Source organism: Corynebacterium sp. (assembly GCF_030152825.1).
Classification (GTDB): Bacteria; Actinomycetota; Actinomycetes; order Mycobacteriales; family Mycobacteriaceae; genus Corynebacterium.
Genome location: NZ_JASLIP010000045.1, coordinates 17,561 through 36,974 on the forward strand (window position 1 = coordinate 17,561; position 19,414 = coordinate 36,974).

Here is a 19,414-nt window from a genome sequence, read left to right on the forward strand (position 1 = left end):
CACGCGGGGCTTTCGGCCAAAAAAAGAACGGCACTGTGTGGTAGCGCAGTGCCGTTTTCGTTGCCGTGGGTTCTTCGGCCGCCCGGGGCGAAGCGCTACTGGGGAGCCCTAGCCGGGGGCGACCCTAGCGGCGGAAGTTCGCCTCGCAGCTGGCCATCGTTCCGCCCTGGTAGCCGCGCAGGAATGCGTCGACGCGCTGCTGGGAGGAGCCGTGAGTCCACTTCTCCGGGTTGACCGAGCGGCCGGCGGACTTCTGGATCGCATCATCGCCGATGGACTGGGCAGTCTTCACAGCCTGATCCACCTGGTCCTGCGTGATCGGGTCGAGCATGGCATCCGGCCCTTTATCCGCCTGGCTAGCCCACAGGCCCGCGTAGCAGTCGGCCTGCAGCTCCATCTTCACGGCGTTGGAGTCCTCACCCGGGTTGTTGTAATCGGAGAGCCCGAGGTTGCCCTCGAGATGCTGGATGTGGTGGCCGAACTCGTGGGCGACAACATACATCTGGGCGAACGGGCCATCGGATCCGCCCATCTGCCGCAGCTGCTTAAAGAACGGGGTCGCGAAGTAAACGGTCTCATCGCCCGGGCAGTAGAACGGCCCGGACTGGGAGGCATCCGCCGCCCCGCAGGCGGTGTTCAGCTGACCCGAGCCGATGAAGAGGCCCGGCTTGGTGTACTGGATATTCGCCTCCTGGGGGAGAGCCTCCTGCCAGAAGTCGTCTAGAACCGTCGCGGTAGCCTGGATGCGGCAGTCGTCGTGCTCGTTGGCGTCCTCGTACGTCTTGCAGTGCGCGAGCGCATCCGAGTCAGTCTGCGGGCTCTGCACATTGTTGGCGCCGCCGCCAATGCCTGGGATTCCACCGCCGCTGTTGAGGAAGAAGATCACCAAACCGGCGATGATGATGCCGGGCAGCCCGAAACGAGCACCCACCTGACTCACCAGCATGTTGACGAGGGAGTTGCCACCACCACGGTTGCCGCCGCCGAAGTTGGAGCCCCCGGAATTGCCGCCACCTTGGGCGCGGCCGGAGGAGTCGCCTAGATTCTGATTAAAGGTCACGCCCTAAAGTTTGCCATACGTGGAGATGGACTAAGCTGAAGGGTTGAATTCGACACCCTATTCAAAGATTGAATGCATCGGAAGGATAAGCGACGTGCTGCGAACCCATCTAGCAGGCGAACTTCGCCCAGGAGACATCGACTCGGAGGTCACCCTCACCGGCTGGGTAGGCCGTCGTCGAGACCACGGTGGCGTGATTTTCATCGACCTGCGCGACCGTTCCGGCGTGGCCCAGGTCGTGTTCCGCGAGTCCGAGGTCGCCGAGCGCGCCCATGCGCTGCGCAGCGAGTACTGTGTCCGCGTCCGCGGTCGCGTGGAGGCCCGTCCTGGGGGCTCCGAGAACCTGAACCTGCCGTCCGGTGCCGTCGAGGTCAACGTCAACGAGCTCGAAGTGCTCAACGAGTCCGCCGCACTGCCGTTCCAGATCGACGACCCGTCCTCTGCCGGCGAAGTCGGCGAAGAGACCCGCCTGAAGTACCGCTACCTGGATCTGCGCCGTGCCTCCCAGGGCGACGCACTCCGCCTGCGCTCCAAGGCCAACGCTGCGGCCCGCAAGGTACTCGAGAGCCACGATTTCACCGAGATCGAGACCCCGACGCTGACCCGTTCTACCCCGGAGGGCGCACGTGACTTCCTGGTTCCGGCACGCCTGAAGCCAGGCACCTTCTACGCTCTGCCGCAGTCCCCGCAGCTGTTCAAGCAGCTGCTTATGGTCGCCGGCATGGAGCGTTACTACCAGATCGCCCGCTGCTACCGTGACGAGGACTTCCGCGCCGACCGCCAGCCAGAGTTCACCCAGCTGGACGTCGAGATGAGCTTCGTCGACCAGGAGGATGTCATCGCCCTGGCCGAGGAGATCCTCACCGAGGTGTGGTCCACCGCCGGCTACGAGGTCCAGACTCCGTTCCCGCGCATGACCTACGCCGACGCGATGCGCCTCTACGGCTCCGATAAGCCGGACCTGCGTTTCGACATCCAGATCACCGAGTGCACCGAGTTCTTCAAGGATACGACCTTCCGCGTGTTCCAGAACGAGTACGTCGGTGCCGTCGTGATGGATGGTGGCGCCAGCCAGCCACGCCGTCAGCTCGACGCTTGGCAGGAGTGGGCCAAGCAGCGTGGCGCGAAGGGCCTGGCCTATATCCTGGTGGGCGAGGACGGCGAGCTGTCCGGTCCAGTTGCGAAGAACATCACCGACGAGGAGCGCGCTGGTATCGCCGATCACGTCGGCGCGAAGCCGGGCGACTGCATCTTCTTCGCTGCCGGCGACACCAAGTCCTCCCGCGGCCTGCTGGGCGCGGCACGCGGCGAGATCGCCCAGAAGCTGGGACTCATTGACGACACCAAGTGGGCCTTCACCTGGGTCGTTGATGCGCCGATGTTTGAGCCTGCAGCCGATGCCCGCGCAGAGGGCGACGTGGCGCTCGGCAATTCCGCATGGACTGCCGTGCACCACGCATTCACCTCCCCGAAGCCGGAGTTCCTGGACTCCTTCGACCAGGACCCGGGTTCCGCGTTGGCCTACGCCTACGACATCGTGTGCAACGGCAACGAGATCGGCGGCGGGTCCATCCGTATTCACCAGCGGGACGTCCAGGAGCGAGTGTTCCAGGTCATGGGCATCTCCCAGGAGGAGGCTCGCGAGAAGTTCGGCTTCCTGCTCGACGCCTTCGCCTTCGGCGCTCCGCCACATGGCGGCATCGCGTTCGGTTGGGACCGAATTGTCAGCCTGCTGGGTGGATTCGACTCCATCCGCGACGTCATCGCCTTCCCGAAGTCCGGCGGCGGTGTCGACCCGCTGACGGATGCGCCGAGCGAGATCACCCCAGAGCAGCGCAAGGAGTCCGGTATCGACGCGAAGCCAAAGAAGGCCGCCGCGGCGCAGGCCGGCGCAACCAAGGCCAGCTCCCAGTAGAGCGAAAAGACTAAAGACCAGCTGGGATGGCGCACAGTGCCACCCCGTTGGCGATGAGGATGAGTAAACAGGTGTCCGAACACAATCCAGCCCTCTCCGTGGCAGCGGTCGTCGAATCCGCACAGCGAGTTCTCGCCGCCCGCTTCGGGGGATCGCCGGCACTGAGCAATCCGGAGAACCTCGGAGGAAACGGATCCTCCCTGGTTCTGCGCGCTCGGGTCGGGCACAATGACTTCCTCCAGGAGCGCACGGTGGTGGTCAAGCAGCTGCCACCGGAGACCTCGGGGGAGGAGCACTCATCCCTCGCAGACCCGGAGGCCAACCGGTCTCGCGGCAGCAGGCGAATCTCCTTCGACCGCACCGGGCTTTTCCGCGAGCTCGTGGCGTACCAGTTCACAAACACCCTGGCTGAGGAGTCACGGCCGGGTCCGTTGCTGCTCGCCTATGACATCGAGGAACGCCTTCTGATCCTCTCGGACCTCGGTGAAGGTCAAAACTTCGCTGAGGTGCTCACCCAGCTGCCCGCCAAGGAACGGCGCACTGCGCTGCGGAAGCTGGGGCGTTCCCTCGGCCGTATGCACGTAGCCACGGCAGGCAAAGAAGAGTCCTATGATACTCTCTTCCGCCGCCAGTGCCAGAAGCACGGCTACGCTGCTGAGGACGTCGCCGGCCAGCAGCCGGATATTGCGGAAACTGTTGAGCTCGGGCGGGAGCTGATGGAGCGCAACCAGATCTCCATGCACCCGGAGGTCACCCGGTTGGCCAACGTGGCGGGGAAACGGCAGTCGGATTCCACCGCTCGCGCCTTCACCCCATTCGACCTGATGCCGGACAACATTGTGTTGGCGCAGCGGGTGTTCTTCCTCGACTACGAGTGGGCAGGCTTCCGCGATATCGCCTTCGACGTCGCGTGCGTCGTGGCCGGTTTCCCGCAGGACCTCACGACCCCGGCACTAAGCGATAAGGAGACCGCCGAGTTCCTCGATGCCTGGCGAGCCGAGGTGGTGCACTACTGGCCGGAGTTCCGGGAGGACGCCTACTTCAACGAGGTTCTGGTGGCCTCGCTGATCGGGTGGGCCCTCTTCTCTCTCGCGCTCCTGTACTACGGCTCAGATAGGGTCAACGACCTGCGCGAATTCGATATCGAGGCTGATGACCTGAAGAAGCTGACCACCGCGCAGCTCATCGACCTCGCCACGACCGTGGACGCTATCCTGCGCTTCACGGCGGAGCTGGGGGAGGATCGTTTCGCCCCCGTCGTCGAGCTTGCAGAAAATCTCCTGGCGGCGCTCGCCCCGCTGGGCGCCCACCCGCAGCGACGCGAGGACTAGGCGCGCCGTGGAGGACCTGTTCAGCCAGGCCGAACCCAACCAGTCTGGGGCTGGTGCTGCGGAGGCGGAAGCATATTTTCACCCTGGGGCGCATGCGCCGCTGGCGGTCCGCATGCGACCGCGCAGCCTCGCTGAAGTGGTGGGGCAGGACCACGTGCTCGGGCCGGGAACCCCGCTACAGCGGCTTATCGACGGGCGTGGCGACTCCTCCGTCATCCTCTTCGGTCCGCCCGGCACGGGCAAAACCACCATCGCCTCCCTGATCTCCGCGGCATCCGGACGCCACTTTGTCGCCCTGTCCGCCCTGAATTCGGGGGTCAAGGAGGTGCGGGCCGTCATCGAGGACGCCCGTCGCCGATTGCTCCACGGAGAGCGCACCGTGCTCTTCATCGACGAGGTGCACCGGTTCTCCAAAACTCAACAGGACGCCCTGCTGGCCGCCGTGGAGAACCGCACGGTGCTGCTGGTTGCCGCCACAACCGAGAACCCGAGCTTCTCCGTGGTCTCGCCGCTGCTTAGTCGCTCGCTGCTGGTCCAGCTAAAGTCGCTGGATGAAGAAGGAATCAAGTCCGTGCTGCGTCGCGCCATCGCCGATGAGCGGGGCTTGGCCGGCCAGGTGCAGATCGCAGACGACGCTCTGGGCCAGCTCGCCGCGGTCTCCGGCGGGGACGCCCGACGCAGCCTGACCTACCTCGAGGCCGTCGCCGAGGACGTCCTGCAACAACAGCAGGACGGTGATAAGTCTCCCACGATCACGGTCGCCGACGTCACCCGCTCCACGAATAAGGCGGTGGCTCGCTACGACCGCGACGGCGACCAGCACTATGACGTCACCAGCGCATTCATCAAGTCCATGCGAGGTTCCGACCCGGATGCCGCACTGCATTACCTCGCCCGGATGCTTGAGGGTGGCGAGGACCCCCGGTTCATATCTAGGCGCTTGGTCATCGTCGCCTCCGAGGACATCGGCACTGCGGACCCCACCGCCCTGCAGGTCGCCGTCGCGGCGCACCAGGCAGTGAGCTTCATCGGTATGCCCGAGGCCCGAATCACGCTGGCCCATGCCACCGTCCACATGGCTACCGCCCCGAAGAGCAACGCCGCCTACGTCGGTATCAACGAGGCCATCGCCGACATCCGGGCAGGCAAGGGGGCCATCGTTCCCGCCCACCTGCGCGACGGGCATTACAGCGGCGCGAAGGCCCTCGGAAACGCCACCGGCTACCAGTACCCGCACGATGATCCCCGGGGCGTGTTGCGCCAGCAGTACCTGCCGGATGACCTGGCCGAAGTGGAGTACTACCGGCCCACCACTCACGGCCACGAGCGTACGATCCACAGTCGCCTGGACACGCTGCGGGGTATTGTGCGTGGGTCGCGCCCGGGCAAGTAGAATGCCATCTGTAGTTTTAGCTTTCCCTGCGGCACGCAACCCGCAGGAGGCGGTTGGCCCCACCAAGGCCGCCGAGACAACCCGAGACAGATTGAGGTAGCACAACCGTGCAGACGCATGAGATTCGCCAGCGCTTCACCGACCATTTCGTGAAAAGCGGTCACACCGAGGTGCCCAGCGCGTCGTTGATCCTCGACGACCCGAACCTGCTCTTCGTCAACGCGGGCATGGTCCCCTTCAAGCCGTACTTCCTGGGTCAGGAGACCCCGTCGTTCGGCACCGCCACCTCCATCCAGAAGTGCGTGCGCACCCTCGACATCGACGAGGTCGGCATCACCACCCGCCATAACACCTTTTTCCAGATGGCTGGCAACTTCTCTTTCGGCCAGTACTTCAAGGAAGGCGCGATCAAGAACGCGTGGACGCTGCTGACCAACTCCGTCGACGACGGTGGCCTCGGTATGGACCCGGATCGCCTCTGGGTCACCGTCTACGAGGACGACGACGAGGCTGCGCAGCTGTGGCACGACCTCGTTGGTCTCCCTACCGAGCGCATCCAGCGCCTCGGTATGGAGGATAACTACTGGCACATGGGCGTGCCCGGTCCGTGTGGTCCGTGCTCCGAGATCTACTACGACCGCGGTCCGGCTTATGGCGCGGACGGTGGCCCGGCGGTGGACGATAGCCGATTCATCGAGATCTGGAACCTGGTGTTCATGGAGTTCGAGCGTGGCGAAACCAAGCCCGACGGCAGCTTCGACATCGTAGGCAACCTGCCGAAGAAGAACATCGATACCGGCATGGGCGTGGAGCGCCTCGCATTCCTGCTGCAGGGAGTGGATAACGTCTACGAGACCGACCTGCTGCGCCCGGTGATCGACACCGCCGAGAAGTTGACCGGCACTCGCTACGGCTCGGAGGACAAGGGCGATATCCGCTTCCGTGTCATCGCCGATCACAGCCGTACCGCGCTGATGCTCATCCTCGACGGCGTGACCCCAGGCAACGAGGGGCGTGGCTACATCCTGCGTCGCTTGATCCGCCGCATCATTCGCTCCGCCCGACTGCTGGGTGCTCAGGGGCCAGTCATCGAGCAGCTCCTGGACACCGTCCGCGAGGCGATGACCCCGTCCTACCCGGAGATCGAGGAGAACTGGGAGCGCATCCGCTCCGTGGGCGTGACCGAAGAGAAGGCCTTCCTTAAGACCCTCGAGTCCGGCTCCCAGCTTTTCGAGCAGTTCCTTACGGAGGCCCGCAACAGCGGCGCCACCGTGGTTCCGGGCGATGTCGCCTTCTCGCTGCACGACACCCACGGCTTCCCGATCGATCTAACCCGCGAGATGGCCGAGGAGGCCTCGCTGACGGTCGACGAGGAGGGCTTCCACGAGCTGATGGCCGAACAGAAGGCCCGCGCCAAGGCGGATAACGCCGCCAAGAAGCACGTCCACGCGGACCTGAGCATCTACCGCGCGTTCATCGATTCCCACCCGACCCACTTCACCGGCTACGAAAACACGGTGGACGAGGGCAAGGTTCTGGGCCTGGTCGTCGACGGCCAGCTCGCCGACCGTGCGGCCGCCGGACAGCACGCCCAGGTCATCCTGGACCAGACCCCGTTCTACGCCGAGTCGGGTGGCCAGATGGCCGACCGTGGCACCCTCCGCGGCCCGGGTGGTCTGGCTAAGGTCGTGGACGTCCAAAAGATCGCCAAGAAGGTCTGGGCGCACCAGATCGAGGTTACCGAGGGAGAGCTCGCCATCGGAGAGCTCCTCGAGGCCCGCGTCGACCAGAAGTGGCGCCACCAGGCCCGCCAGGCGCACTCCGGTACCCACCTGATCCACGCCGCGCTGCGCGAGGTGCTGGGGCCGACAGCCGTGCAGGCCGGTTCCATGAACAAGCCCGGCTACCTGCGCTTCGACTTCTCCTACGGGGATCAACTAACCGAGAAGCAGCTGCAGCAGATCGAGGAGATCGCGAACTCCGCGGTGGACACCGACTACCAGGTCAACACCATCGAGACCTCCCTGGAGGAGGCCAAGGCGATGGGTGCGATGGCTCTGTTCGGCGAGAACTACGGCAACCAGGTTCGTGTCGTCGAGATCGGCGGACCATTCTCCATGGAGCTGTGCGGCGGTATCCACGTGGACCACTCCTCCCAGATTGGCCCGATCAGCGTGCTCGGTGAGTCCTCCGTGGGCTCCGGCGTGCGTCGCATCGAGGCCTACACCGGAATGGATTCCTTCCGCCACCTCGCCGCTGACCGTTCCTTGGTCGCGAACCTCGCGGCGAATTTCAAGGCCACCAGCGAGGAGATCCCGGAGCGCATCGACGCGCTGACCGCCAAGCTCAAGGCCGCAGAGAAGCAGGTCCAGCAGCTGCGTGCCCAACAGCTGGCAGCCCAGGTCGGCAGCATCGTGGACAGCGCCGCGGATGTGTCCGGCGTGAAGGTGCTGACCCAGAACCTCGGGGAGGGCCTGGGTGCGAAGGACCTGCGCTCGGTGGCGCAGGACGCCATCGCCCGCTTCAACTCCGAGGCGGCGGTCGTGCTCTTCACTGCCCAGGACGGCGAGAAGGTTCCGTTCGTGGCCGCGGCAAATCCGCAGGCTGTCGAGCGTGGCCTGAAGGCTGGCGACCTGGTCAAGGCATTCGGCGCCGAGGTTGGTGGCCGTGGTGGCGGTAAGCCAGCCCTGGCGCAGGGCTCCGGTTCCGATGCTTCCGGCATCGACACCGGCCTGGCCGCCGTTCAGCGCCTCGTGAACGAGACTCTGAGCTAGTTCTGCGAGGTCGATCGTCGATGGCATCCGATTTTTCCCGCGAGGAGATTACTCCGGACCGTCCCGACCCGGAGACAGATCCGGGGCGGGGACGGCGGCTGGCTCTCGACGTCGGTAGTGTGCGGATCGGCGTTGCCCTGAGCGACCCGGATGGGATCCTGGCCTCTCCGCTGGAGACGGTCGCCGCCGCCGTCGACGGCTCCGACGTTTCGCGCGTCGTGGAACTGATCGCGGAGAACTTCGTCGTGGAGGTCGTCGTCGGTCTTCCGGTAGCGCTGCGCGGCAACCACACCGCGAGCACCGCGGCAGCCCTCGACTTCTACGAGGACCTGGACGAAGAGCTGCCCGACCTGCCGATACGGCTCGTCGACGAACGCATGTCCACCATGGCAGCCACCCAGGCCTTCCAGGCCTCCGGGGTGAGCGCCAAGAAGGGTCGGAAGCGGATTGACCAAGCTGCGGCAGTGCACATTCTGCAGGGGTGGCTCGACGCCCGTCGGCGGGTCATGTCGTAATCGAATCGTGATCATGGAATAATGTCCGATGATCGATCCACGATCATCGGATGCATCGCTGTCCTATAGCGATGCTTCGCGTTGCCTTCACGCTCTCGAGCGTGGCCGCGCCTTCCGTAGCACCCGAGATCCGAAAGGCATAGTTGCATGACCCTGAAGCGGAGTATGCAACCGAAGTACCGGCGCCGCCGTCAACTGGCCGTCGCGCTGGCTTTGGCGCTCACCCTCTTGTTGGTGGGTATCTCCGGGTACGTCTGGTACCAGCGGTCCGTCGTCGGCCAGCGCGACTACGAGGGTGCGGGCAACGGAACGGTCGTGATGGTCAAGGTCGGCGAGGGCGATAGCCTGTCTTCCATCGCTCCGACCCTGGTGGAGAAAGAGATTGTCGGCTCCCGGCGGGCACTGATGCGGGAGGCCGAGGCCCGCGAGGCGAGCCTGCAGACCGGCTACTACCCGCTCCAGGAGAAGATGTCGGCCTCGGCCGCACTTGACGCGCTGACGGACGACGCCAACCGCCGCGGCGTCGTCGATATTCCGACTGGCCTGACGCTGGAGGACGTCACGGTCGTGGGCGGGAAGACGCGTGAGGGAATCTACTCGCTGATCTCCGCTCAGACCTGCTCGAGCGAGGATGAGTGCATTTCCTCCGATGCGCTGCGCGATGCCGTGGTCAGCTCCGCCCCGGAGGAGTTGGAGGTGCCGCAGTGGGCGAAGGGAGCGGTCGCGGAACGCAGAGACGATCCGCGCCGCATCGAGGGGCTGATCTCCCCGGGCGTGCACCTTTTCGACCCGACCTCGACCCCGCAGGAGATCATGCGCGAGCTGATCAGCAACTCTGCGGCGGAATACGAGGCGACGGGGCTTCTCAGCGCCGCGGAGGCCGTGGGTCTGAGCCCTTATGAGATGATCACGGCCGCCTCCCTGGTGGAGCGCGAGGCGCCTGCCGGGGACTTCGACAAGGTTGCTCGCGTGATCCTCAACCGACTCAAGGAAGACCAGCGCCTGGAGTTCGACTCCACGGTGAATTATGACGTCGCCGAGCAGGAGGTCGCCACGACGGATAGCGACCGCGCCCGCCGCACCCCGTGGAACACCTACGCGAAGAAGGGGCTGCCGGAGACCCCGATCGCCTCCCCGGGTATTCAGGCGCTGCAGGCGATGGAACACCCCGCCGAGGGCGATTGGCTCTACTTCGTCACCATCAACAAGGATGGTGAGACCGTGTTCAACCGGGACTTCGATGCCCACGAGGTTGCGATCGAGAAGGCACGCGCCAACGGCGTGCTGGACTCGGCCCGCTAAGCAATAAGCCAGGAAGAAGAGGAAGCCGATGTCGGAAAACCAGGATGCCCAGCTGTCTACCGGCGGTGACCCTCGCCCCACTGCGGACTCGACGGGCGCGAGCGTCCTCAGCCCCGAGGAATTCGTCGCGCTGAGCGGCCCCCGCTGTGCGGTCCTGGGCAGCCCGGTGTCGCATTCGCTGTCCCCGGTAATCCACAAGGCCGGCTACCGGGCCACGGGCCTGGATCTGGATTACTACCGCGTGGAGGCGCCAGAGGCCCGGGACATCCGGGTGATCGTTCAGGCACAGGACCCGGACATCCGCGGCCTGTCTGTCACCATGCCGGGGAAAGGCGCAGCACTCGAGCTGGCGGGACTGGCGACGAAGCGGGCCGAGGACATCGGCTCCGCCAACACGATGGTGCCGCAGGAGGATGGTCGCTGGCTCGCGGATAACACCGACGTCGACGGTCTCACCGCCTGCCTGGACGCGGCGGCAGCCGAGATCACCGAGCGCGATCCGGAACGAGGCGCACCCTTCGACGGTCAGACCGCCATCATCGTCGGTAACGGTGGCACCGCCCGCCCCGCCGTCGCTGCCGCAGCAGCTGCCGGCTTTGCCGAGATTAACGTGGTCGCCCGTTCGGAGCGTGCTCTGAACCTGCAGGCACTCACCGAGTCGCTCGGCATGGAGTTTTCCTGGACCCGGTTCGACGCCCCGGAGCTGGGCCATGTGTGTGGCCAGGCTGCAGCGCTGATTTCGACGGTCCCGGAGGACGTCGCTGCGGAGTACGTGGATGAGTTCTGTCGCGCTGAGTCTGTCATCGACGTTATCTACGATCCCTATCCCACCGCGCTGTTGGCTCAGGCCAAGCATCAGGGGCTGCCAGTCTCCGATGGTCTGCAGATGCTCGCTGGCCAGGCGGAGGAGCAGTTCCGGCTGTTCACCGGCCAGCAGGCTCCCGAGGGGCTATTCTTGGCCGAACTGCACCAGCACCTGGCGTTGGACTAAGCCGGAGCCTTATCTTCTCAGCGCAGGAGGGGGAAGGAGATTCCTGCGCGGGGAAGCAGGGGGCTCTTGGGGTAGGGGAGAAGACTACAGGGGAGCAGGCTTAAGGGGAGCCAATCGATGATATGCGCTGTGCTTGCCACGCTTGGAGTGGCTGTGGCCTACCTGGCGGTCGTGGATTGGCGGTACCGTCGCATCCCCAACGTCGTGGTGCTCCCCAACATCCTGTGCGCGGTCGTCGCGGCGTGTGTCTGGCAGCCTGCAGCACTTGTCGGCGGCGTGGTGTGGTGGCTATTGTTCAGTTTCTTCCACCAACGCTCTGTAAAGAACCGCCGCGAAGGGAGCGGAGCTCCTGGCCAGTACTTCGGGGGCGGGGACGCCAAGCTCGCGGCGTTGTGCGGCATCCTTGCCGCCTGGCACGGATTGGGGTGGGTGTTGCTCGCCATCGGCGCTTCCGGCGTGCTCACGACCGGAGGGATACTGATCCAGGATCGGGGCAGAAAGACTCCACCCCAGCGGGCCGTTGCCATGGGACCGGCCATGGTTCTGGGTACGCTGCTGGCCTTCGCGGTGTCCTTATAAAAGTTCAATGGCTTAGTCGTAGACCTAGCGGGATGCTCCGCCACCGGTGACAACAGGATGAGGAATAAGCGAAACTAGCCTCGTGTTGTGTGGTGCATGACTACACTCTTCGACTCACTTGAATTGGGACGACTAACCCTGCCAAATCGCGTGACCATGGCAGCTTTGACCCGCTCACGGGCTGAACGCGACGGCGTCCCTACGTCCTTGCATGAGACGTACTATTCACAGCGCGCTTCCATGGGGCTTATCGTGACGGAGGGGGTATTCCCCGCAGTGACTAGCCGCGCTTTCCCCGGCCAGCCCGGTATTGAAACGCCGGAGCAGATTCTCGGCTGGCGGCGTGTGGCCGACTCCGTCCACGAAGCCGACGGACGCATTTTCATGCAGGTGATGAATGGCGGGCGTTTGTCCCATGCCAGCCTGCTCGAAGGGGCTGAGCCGGTGGCACCCTCTGCGTTGGCATCGGGCACTGCGGTGAGGGATTTTGAATCCCGCAAGGAGTGCCCAGTGCCCCGCCCCCTCGAGATCGAGGAGCTACCGCGCATCGTCGATGAGTTCCGTCAGGCTGCCCGCAATGCCATCGACGCTGGCATGGATGGTGTGGAGCTTCATGGTGCGAACGGTTATCTGCTCCACCAGTTTCTTTCCCCGAGCTCCAATCACCGAGAGGATGCCTACGGCGGAACCCCGGAGAAGCGCTACCGCCTCGTGGAGGAAATTCTCACCGCTGTGGCCGGGGAGATCGGGGCCGACCGCGTGGCGTTGCGTTTGTCCCCGCAGCACAATATTCAGGGCATTGAGGAAACCGACGCTGCGGATGTGCGTGCCACCTACGGCGGGTTGCTTCGCGCAGTCGCAGACCTTGGTTTGGCCTACGTCTCCTTCCTGCATGCCGAGCCCACCGGTGAGCTCATTACTGAGTTGAGTGCCGAAGCCCGTTCTAACGGGCGTACGCGTGTCATCCTGAATTCGGGGTTTGGACAGGTGACTCAGCGCGCGGAAGCCGAGGATCTGGTGCAGCACGGTGATGCCGTGGCCGTGGGCCGGTTGGCCATCTCCAACCCGGACCTCGTTCGCCGCTGGCAAGAGGAACTTTCCCTCACCGCGCCGGATGAGACCACGTTCTACACAGGAGGAGAGCACGGCTACACCGATTACCCGTTCTATACGGTTAGCTCGTAGGCACTGCTCGCTGAGATCATGCGCTCCAAGGCGCGTAGAGGGCATTCATCGCTGGATCAGCCTGGGCGAGTGAGCAGTAGGCCCAGCGAACCGTTGCGTCACCGCGTTCTGGGCACGCTGTTGGCCTTCGCGGTGTCCTTATAAATGTTCGATGGCTCACATAGTAGACTTGTCGGCATGCTTCGATGGACTACTGCTGGTGAATCCCATGGCCGGGCGCTGATTGCGCTGGTGGAAAACCTCCCCGCTGGGCTGAGCGTGACTCGCGAGGACGTCGCGGAACAGCTCGCCCGCCGTCGCCTCGGCTATGGTCGGGGCGCCCGGATGAAGTTTGAGGCGGACGAGCTGACCTTCGTCTCTGGCGTCCGACACGGCAAGACCCTCGGCAGCCCGGTTGCCGTCATGATTGGCAACACCGAGTGGCCGAAGTGGACCACCATCATGTCCGCCGACCCGGTTGATCTGGAGGACCCGGAGGTGGCCAAGGCGATGGCCTCCGGTCGCGGGGCGAAACTCACCCGCCCGCGCCCGGGCCACGCGGACTTCGCCGGCATGCTGAAGTACGACCACGACGAGGCCCGCCCGATCCTGGAGCGCGCCTCCGCCCGCGAGACCGCTGCCCGCGTCGCCGCCGCCACCTTCGCCCGCGCCCTCCTGCGAGAGGTGCTGGGAGTGGAGGTCTTCAGCCACGTCGTCTCGATCGGTCGTAGCGAGCCCTATGCCGGCCCCACCCCGAGTTTCTCCGACTTGGAAGCTATCGACGCCTCCCCGGTGCGCGCGTTCGATCAGGCCTCGGAGGACGCGATGGTCGAGGAGATCAAGGCTGCGAAGAAGAGTGGCGACACCCTCGGCGGCATCGTGGAGGTCGTGGTCAAGGGCCTGCCGATCGGTTTGGGCTCCCACACGTCCGGTGACGCTCGCCTCGACGCACAGCTGGCCTCCGCCGTCATGGGAATCCAGGCCATCAAGGGAGTCGAGATCGGCGACGGCTTCGAGGAGGCCCGCCGCCGCGGCTCCGAAGCCCACGACGAGATGGTGCGCGAGGACGGAGAGATCACGCGACTGAGCAACCGAGCTGGCGGGATCGAGGGCGGCATGACCAACGGTGAGGACGTCATCGTCCGCGCCGCGATGAAGCCGATCAGCACGGTCCCGCGCGCCCTGCGCACCGTCGACATGGCCACCGGAGAGGCCGCGACCGGCATCCACCAGCGCTCCGACGTCGTCGCCGTCCCCGCAGCAGGAGTCGTCGCCGAGGCGATGGTCGCCCTCGTCCTCGCTCGGGCCACCGTTGAGAAGTTCGGGGGCGATTCCCTCGCCGAGATGAAGCGCAACGTGGCCGCCTATCAGCAGCAGGTCGCCGAGCGGCTGGATTTCTAACCAACCCGCGGACAAGGAGGCTTCGCGAAAGATGACTCGACCAGGGCAATCCACACCGGTTAACGCGCAGCACACGGCACCTGGGCAGCGCCCAAAGGTTGTGCTCGCTGGGTTGCCGGGCGCGGGTAAATCCACGATGGGCCGGCGCATCGGGCATGCCCTCCACCTGCCCGTCATCGATACCGATGAGCTCATCGCCGAACGCTTCAACAAGCCCTGCGGCGACGTGCTGCGGGAGCTCGGCGAGGAGAAATTCCGCGCTGCTGAGGAGGAAGCCGTCGCTCAGGCACTGCAGACCAGTGCGGTGGTGTCCCTTGGTGGGGGAGCTGTGAAGAGCGCGAAGACCCGCGAGGCCCTCATGAACCACCAAGTCGTCTACCTCTATGTCGACGTCGCTGAGGGCGTGCGCCGTACCTCCGGGAACAAAACCCGCCCGCTGCTGGACGTCCCCAACCCCGAAGAGGTCTATCAGCGACTCTACGACGAGCGCCACGAGCTCTATGAAGAGGTCGCGAGCTTCCGCATCCGCTCCGGCAACCACGACCCGCAGCGGACAGTGACCGCCATCCTGCAGTACCTCGAAGACGCGGAACAGCTCTAGGCGACCTCACTGGGCCGTTCACCCGCGGCACTGCCACCACGGCCGACCACCAAACCACCACAGCAATAAAGAAAGAACGTGACAGCGTGACAACGCCCACCCCCGCGCAACAGCCCACCCCACGGCGCATCGACGTGCGCACCGCTTCGCCGTACCCGGTCCTCATCAGCCACGGCATCGAGACGATGATCCCGCCGATGCTCGAGGCCACCGAGGGCGCCAGCACCTTCCTGATCATCCACCAGCCGGCCCTGGCTAAGCGCGCAGCCCACGTCGCGAAGTTGCTGGAGGCCGAGGGCAAGGTCGCCGAGCTGTTGGAGATCTCCGACGCCGAGGATGGCAAGACCATTGCATCCGCCGAACGTTGCTGGGATCGCTGCGCAGATGCCGGGCTGACGCGCCAGGACTGCATCGTCTCCGTCGGCGGTGGCGCTGCCACCGACCTCGCCGGGTTCATCGCCGCCACCTGGATGCGCGGTATCCGCGTGGCACACGTCCCGACCTCCTTGCTCGGGATGGTCGACGCCGCAGTGGGCGGCAAGACGGGGATCAACACCACCCGGGGTAAGAACCTCGTCGGTGCCTTCCACGAACCGGCCGCGGTCCTCATCGACCTGGACACCCTCAAGGACCTGCCCCGCGAGGAGCTCATCGCTGGCTCCGCGGAGATCATCAAGGCGGGTTTCATCCGTGACGAGCGCATCATCGAGATCTACGAGGAGGACCCGGCCGAGGCGCTGAACCCCGCCGGTGATGTACTCCCGGAGCTGATCGCACGGGCGATCAAGGTCAAGGCAGAGGTGGTGGCCCAGGACCTCAAGGAATCCTATATCCGGGAGATCCTCAACTACGGGCACACCTTCTGCCACGCGGTCGAGCAGCAGGAGAACTACCGCTGGCGTCACGGTCAGGCCGTGGGCGTGGGCATGATGTTCGAAGCCGAGCTGGCCAAGGCCGCCGGTTTCATCGACCAGGAGCTCGTGGACCGGCACCGGGACATCCTGTGCAGCGTCGGGTTGGCGACGACCTATCAGCACTCCGATTTCGATACCCTCATTGAGGTCATGGGCCGGGATAAGAAGAATAAGCAGGGCAAGATCCGCTTCGTGGTCCTCGAGGGCCTGGCTAAGCCGACCCGGCTCGAGTCCCCGAGCAGGGAACACCTGGACGCAGCGTGGGAGGCGATTTCGCAGTGACCGCACAGGAACAGCAGCTGACGGTAAGTGTGCTCAACGGCCCGAACCTCAACCGGCTTGGCAAGCGCCAGCCGGAGGTCTACGGGGCGACGACGCTGGCCGACGTCGAGGCTCTCATCGCCGAGGAGGCAGCACGCCTGGGTGTGGCGGTGGAGTTCTTCCAGAGCAACCACGAAGGGGAGATGCTGGACCGCATCCACGCGGCAGCCGACCAGGGGCACGCGGTGATCATCAACCCGGGTGGCTGGACGCACACTTCTGTGGCGCTGCGCGACGCTCTCGCGGAGGTCGCCGACGGCCAGGGCTTCGTGGAGGTCCACATCTCCAACGTCCATGCCCGCGAGCCCTTCCGCCACCACAGCTACCTCAGTCCCATCGCACGTGGCGTGATCGCAGGCCTCGGTATCGAGGGATACCGGGCGGCCCTGCGTTACCTCGCGAAGGGCTAGGGGTACCCCGGCATGTGGGCACCGCCTGGGCTTGACGCTCCTCGCACAAACCCGCGCCTGCGAGTGTGAAAGCTCAGGGGAGTAGCGTAGGAGTGATTGAGCCCAGCGTGGGGTACACAACGATCGAAGGAGAGCGCGAATGACCCAGACTCAGCGATACGCCGAGCGTCGCAACAAGCTTGCCGCACGCCTACAGGAGCGCGACCTGCCGGGGCTGCTGGTGACTGACCTGAAGAACGTTCGCTACCTCACCGGTTTCAGCGGCTCCAATGCGGTGTACCTGCAGCGGCCGGACGGCCGGGGCGTGCTCGGCACCGATGGCCGATACGCCACACAGGTCGAGATCGAGACCGGAAACTCGGATGACGTCGAGATCCTCATCGACAATAAGTTGCTCGAGCAAGTCCCGGAGCGGGCTCAGGTCACTGGCTTTGCCGTGGAGTCCAGCCTGAGCATCGGCGAAGCGAAGAAGCTTGCCGCGGACGGGCCACTGCCGGAGGTGGCTGCCGGCATCGTCGAGGAGCTTCGCTTGGTCAAGGACAGCGCGGAGATCGCCGCCCTCGAGGCAGCCGGGGCGCTCGCGGACTCGGTGTGGCAGAAGTTCCTCGACGAGGGCGGCATCCGCGAGGGTCGCACTGAAATCGAGGCCGCAGCGGACTTGGAGTACCGCCTGCGCAAGGCCGGTGCCGAAGCACTGAGCTTCGATACCATCCTGGCTTCGGGAGTCAACGCCACCAAGCCACACGCCGGTGTCTCCCGCGACCCGATCGTGCCGGGTCTGGTCACCGTCGACTTCGGCATCTACCTGGACGGTTACGCCTCCGACCAGACACGTACCGTCTGCGTGGGGGAGCCCGACGAGCTCTCCGCCACCCTCTACGACGTCGTCCTGCGCTCCCAGCGGGCTGGCGCCGCGACCGTCGCCCCGGGAGCCGCTCTGTTCGACGTCGATAAGACCTGCCGGGACATCATCACCGATGCGGGCTACGGCGAGTACTTCGTGCACTCGACGGGCCACGGCGTGGGCCTGGACGTCCACGAAGCGCCGTCGGCGAACTCCCGGGTCGAGCGATCAGTGACGCTGGCTGAGGGGATGACGCTGACCGTGGAGCCGGGGATCTACATCCCGGGTAAAACCGGCCTGCGCATCGAAAACACCTACGTGGTCACTGCCGATGGTGCCAAGAGCTGCAACGCCTCCAGCACTGATCTGCGCATCGTTTAAGGTGTTAGAATAAGTCGAACGAGTTCGCCCGAAACCTCGGGCGTCGACGTGCGCGCAAAAATCTCAACGAGAATAGAGGAGCCTGAACTAGTGGCAACCACTGCAGATTTCAAAAACGGAATGGTTCTGATGATCGACGGCAAGCTGCAACAGATCGTGGAGTTCCAGCACGTCAAGCCAGGTAAAGGCCCGGCGTTTGTGCGCACGAAGCTCAAGGACGTCGTCTCCGGCAAGACCGTGGACAAGACCTTCAACGCAGGTGTGAAGGTCGAGCAGGCCACCGTTGACCGCCGCGACATGACCTACCTGTATAACGACGGCTCCGCCTACGTCCTCATGGACGACAAGACCTTCGACCAGGTCGAGCTGCAGCCGGAGCTCATGGGTGACGGTGCGAAGTTCCTGCTGGAGAACTCCCGCGTCAACGTCTCCTTCCACGACGGCCAGGCGCTGTTCGCTGAGCTGCCGGCAAACGTTGACCTGAAGATCGAGCACACCGATCCGGGCCTGCAGGGCGACCGCTCCACCGGCGGCTCCAAGCCAGCCACCCTGGAGACCGGTGCCGAGATCCAGGTGCCGCTGTTCATCGAGACCGGCAACGTCGTCAAGGTGGATACCCGCACCGGCGAGTACCTGTCCCGCGTCACCCAGTAACACCCCAGGAGCCTGATACTTCCTCATGGTTGAACCACAGTCGCCGACGCCCTCCTCGCGCCCTCAGAACCACGACCCGCAGTCTGCGGGGAAGGGGTTTGGCTCGAAGGATGAGCGCTCGGCTGCGCGTTTCAAGCGGCGTGGTGCGCGCTACAAGGCCCGCCGCCGTGCCGTGGACATCCTCTTCGAGGCGGAGTTCCGCGATATCGACCCGGTCGACATCATGGAAGAGCGCGCGGAGCTGGCCAAGGATCAGGAAAACCAGATCAAGCCGATCCCGGAGTACACCTCCCAGATCGTGCCCGGCGTGGCAAGCAACCTCGACGCGATCGACGACGCCATCGCTGTGCACCTCACCAGCGATTGGACCCTGGATCGCATCCCCGCCGTGGACCGCGCCGTCATGCGCGTCGCGGCGTGGGAGCTGATGTTCAACGCGGACGTTCCGCACCGTGTCGCTCTGTCCGAGGGGATCGAGCTTGCCAGCGAGTACTCCCACGTCAAGGCCCCGGACTACGTCAACGCTGTGCTCGACGGCGTGGCCACAGACGCCGACGCCGCAATGGCTGATCGCCTGGCCGCCCAGCGGGAGCAGGAGCAGTCGGGGTCTGAGAATGGCACTACGGCTGAGCTGGCGGGCATCGACGCGCTGGTTGATTCCGTGATCGCAGACCCGGCCGAGCAGGCAGCGGGCGTCGCCACCGGAGGCCCCGAAGACAGCCAGGCGGGCCCTGCTGAAAGCACCGCCGCCGAAAACAAGGATTCCGTGTAAAACGCGAGGTTTTTGAGCGGCACCTCCGTGCTGGCGAATGCTCGATTCGCACCCATCTAGCCCCGGTTGCCCCGCGCAGCCGGGGGTAGTGC

The 19,414-nt window shown here is 65.1% G+C and carries 16 protein-coding genes and 1 pseudogene; 16 read left to right on the top strand and 1 reads right to left on the bottom strand.

What is annotated here, in order from left to right:
- Positions 1–124: 124 nt before the first annotated feature.
- Positions 125–1,060, bottom strand: a complete 936-nt coding sequence (locus tag Q1V78_RS05260) for a neutral zinc metallopeptidase (protein WP_300612389.1) — start codon at positions 1,058–1,060, stop codon at positions 125–127.
- Between the two features lie 94 nt (positions 1,061–1,154).
- On the opposite strand from Q1V78_RS05260, the gene aspS reads away from it, so the two are divergent.
- The 16 genes and pseudogenes from aspS to nusB form a co-directional block, all read left to right on the top strand.
- Complete coding sequence (gene aspS / locus Q1V78_RS05265) at positions 1,155–2,975, top strand: aspartate--tRNA ligase (RefSeq protein WP_300612391.1); 1,821 nt, start codon at positions 1,155–1,157, stop codon at positions 2,973–2,975.
- Positions 2,976–3,046: 71 nt separating this feature from the next.
- Positions 3,047–4,306 carry a phosphotransferase gene (locus Q1V78_RS05270; protein WP_300612393.1) on the top strand — a complete coding sequence of 420 codons (1,260 nt, stop codon included), beginning with the start codon at positions 3,047–3,049 and terminating at the stop codon, positions 4,304–4,306.
- Between the two features lie 7 nt (positions 4,307–4,313).
- The gene (locus Q1V78_RS05275) at positions 4,314–5,699 is read left to right on the top strand and encodes a replication-associated recombination protein A (RefSeq protein ID WP_300612395.1); all 1,386 of its coding nucleotides are present in this window, start codon (positions 4,314–4,316) and stop codon (positions 5,697–5,699) included.
- Between the two features lie 107 nt (positions 5,700–5,806).
- On the top strand, positions 5,807–8,473 hold the full coding sequence (gene alaS, locus Q1V78_RS05280) for an alanine--tRNA ligase (RefSeq protein WP_300612397.1): 2,667 nt from the start codon (positions 5,807–5,809) through the stop codon (positions 8,471–8,473).
- A 47-nt stretch (positions 8,474–8,520) separates the two neighbouring features.
- A complete protein-coding gene (gene ruvX / locus Q1V78_RS05285) occupies positions 8,521–8,988 on the top strand; it encodes a Holliday junction resolvase RuvX (protein ID WP_300612494.1) in 468 nt (155 codons plus the stop codon).
- 147 nt (positions 8,989–9,135) lie between these two features.
- Positions 9,136–10,290, top strand: coding sequence for an endolytic transglycosylase MltG (mltG, locus tag Q1V78_RS05290; RefSeq protein ID WP_300612399.1), 1,155 nt, complete (start codon positions 9,136–9,138; stop codon positions 10,288–10,290).
- 28 nt (positions 10,291–10,318) lie between these two features.
- Positions 10,319–11,281 carry a shikimate dehydrogenase gene (locus Q1V78_RS05295; RefSeq protein ID WP_300612401.1) on the top strand — a complete coding sequence of 321 codons (963 nt, stop codon included), beginning with the start codon at positions 10,319–10,321 and terminating at the stop codon, positions 11,279–11,281.
- Between the two features lie 129 nt (positions 11,282–11,410).
- Positions 11,411–11,860, top strand: coding sequence for an A24 family peptidase (locus Q1V78_RS05300; protein ID WP_300612403.1), 450 nt, complete (start codon positions 11,411–11,413; stop codon positions 11,858–11,860).
- Between the two features lie 96 nt (positions 11,861–11,956).
- Positions 11,957–13,045 (top strand): alkene reductase, encoded by a 1,089-nt coding sequence (locus Q1V78_RS05305; RefSeq protein ID WP_300612405.1) that lies wholly within the window; start codon positions 11,957–11,959, stop codon positions 13,043–13,045.
- 177 nt (positions 13,046–13,222) lie between these two features.
- Positions 13,223–14,425, top strand: coding sequence for a chorismate synthase (gene aroC, locus Q1V78_RS05310; protein ID WP_300612407.1), 1,203 nt, complete (start codon positions 13,223–13,225; stop codon positions 14,423–14,425).
- A gap of 31 nt (positions 14,426–14,456) precedes the next feature.
- A complete protein-coding gene (locus Q1V78_RS05315) occupies positions 14,457–15,026 on the top strand; it encodes a shikimate kinase (protein ID WP_262369141.1) in 570 nt (189 codons plus the stop codon).
- 86 nt (positions 15,027–15,112) lie between these two features.
- A complete protein-coding gene (aroB, locus tag Q1V78_RS05320; protein WP_300612411.1) occupies positions 15,113–16,222 on the top strand; it encodes a 3-dehydroquinate synthase in 1,110 nt (369 codons plus the stop codon).
- 17 nt (positions 16,223–16,239) lie between these two features.
- A complete protein-coding gene (gene aroQ / locus Q1V78_RS05325) occupies positions 16,240–16,671 on the top strand; it encodes a type II 3-dehydroquinate dehydratase (RefSeq protein ID WP_300612496.1) in 432 nt (143 codons plus the stop codon).
- A gap of 139 nt (positions 16,672–16,810) precedes the next feature.
- Positions 16,811–17,896 carry a Xaa-Pro peptidase family protein gene (locus Q1V78_RS05330; RefSeq protein ID WP_300612413.1) on the top strand — a complete coding sequence of 362 codons (1,086 nt, stop codon included), beginning with the start codon at positions 16,811–16,813 and terminating at the stop codon, positions 17,894–17,896.
- Positions 17,897–17,986: 90 nt separating this feature from the next.
- Positions 17,987–18,550, top strand: coding sequence for an elongation factor P (gene efp / locus Q1V78_RS05335; protein WP_070758946.1), 564 nt, complete (start codon positions 17,987–17,989; stop codon positions 18,548–18,550).
- A 130-nt stretch (positions 18,551–18,680) separates the two neighbouring features.
- A pseudogene (gene nusB / locus Q1V78_RS05340) lies at positions 18,681–19,322 on the top strand (transcription antitermination factor NusB); the annotation flags it as partial.
- Between the last annotated feature and the right edge of the window lie 92 nt (positions 19,323–19,414).

Bases quoted from the DNA above. Each gene is read 5' to 3' on its own strand.
- Q1V78_RS05305 (WP_300612405.1), top strand. From the start codon at position 11,957: ATGACTACACTCTTCGACTCACTTGAATTGGGACGACTAACCCTGCCA.
- Q1V78_RS05295 (WP_300612401.1), top strand. From the start codon at position 10,319: ATGTCGGAAAACCAGGATGCCCAGCTGTCTACCGGCGGTGACCCTCGC.
- Q1V78_RS05330 (WP_300612413.1), top strand. From the start codon at position 16,811: ATGACCCAGACTCAGCGATACGCCGAGCGTCGCAACAAGCTTGCCGCA.
- mltG (WP_300612399.1), top strand. From the start codon at position 9,136: ATGACCCTGAAGCGGAGTATGCAACCGAAGTACCGGCGCCGCCGTCAA.
- aroC (WP_300612407.1), top strand. From the start codon at position 13,223: ATGCTTCGATGGACTACTGCTGGTGAATCCCATGGCCGGGCGCTGATT.
- Q1V78_RS05315 (WP_262369141.1), top strand. From the start codon at position 14,457: ATGACTCGACCAGGGCAATCCACACCGGTTAACGCGCAGCACACGGCA.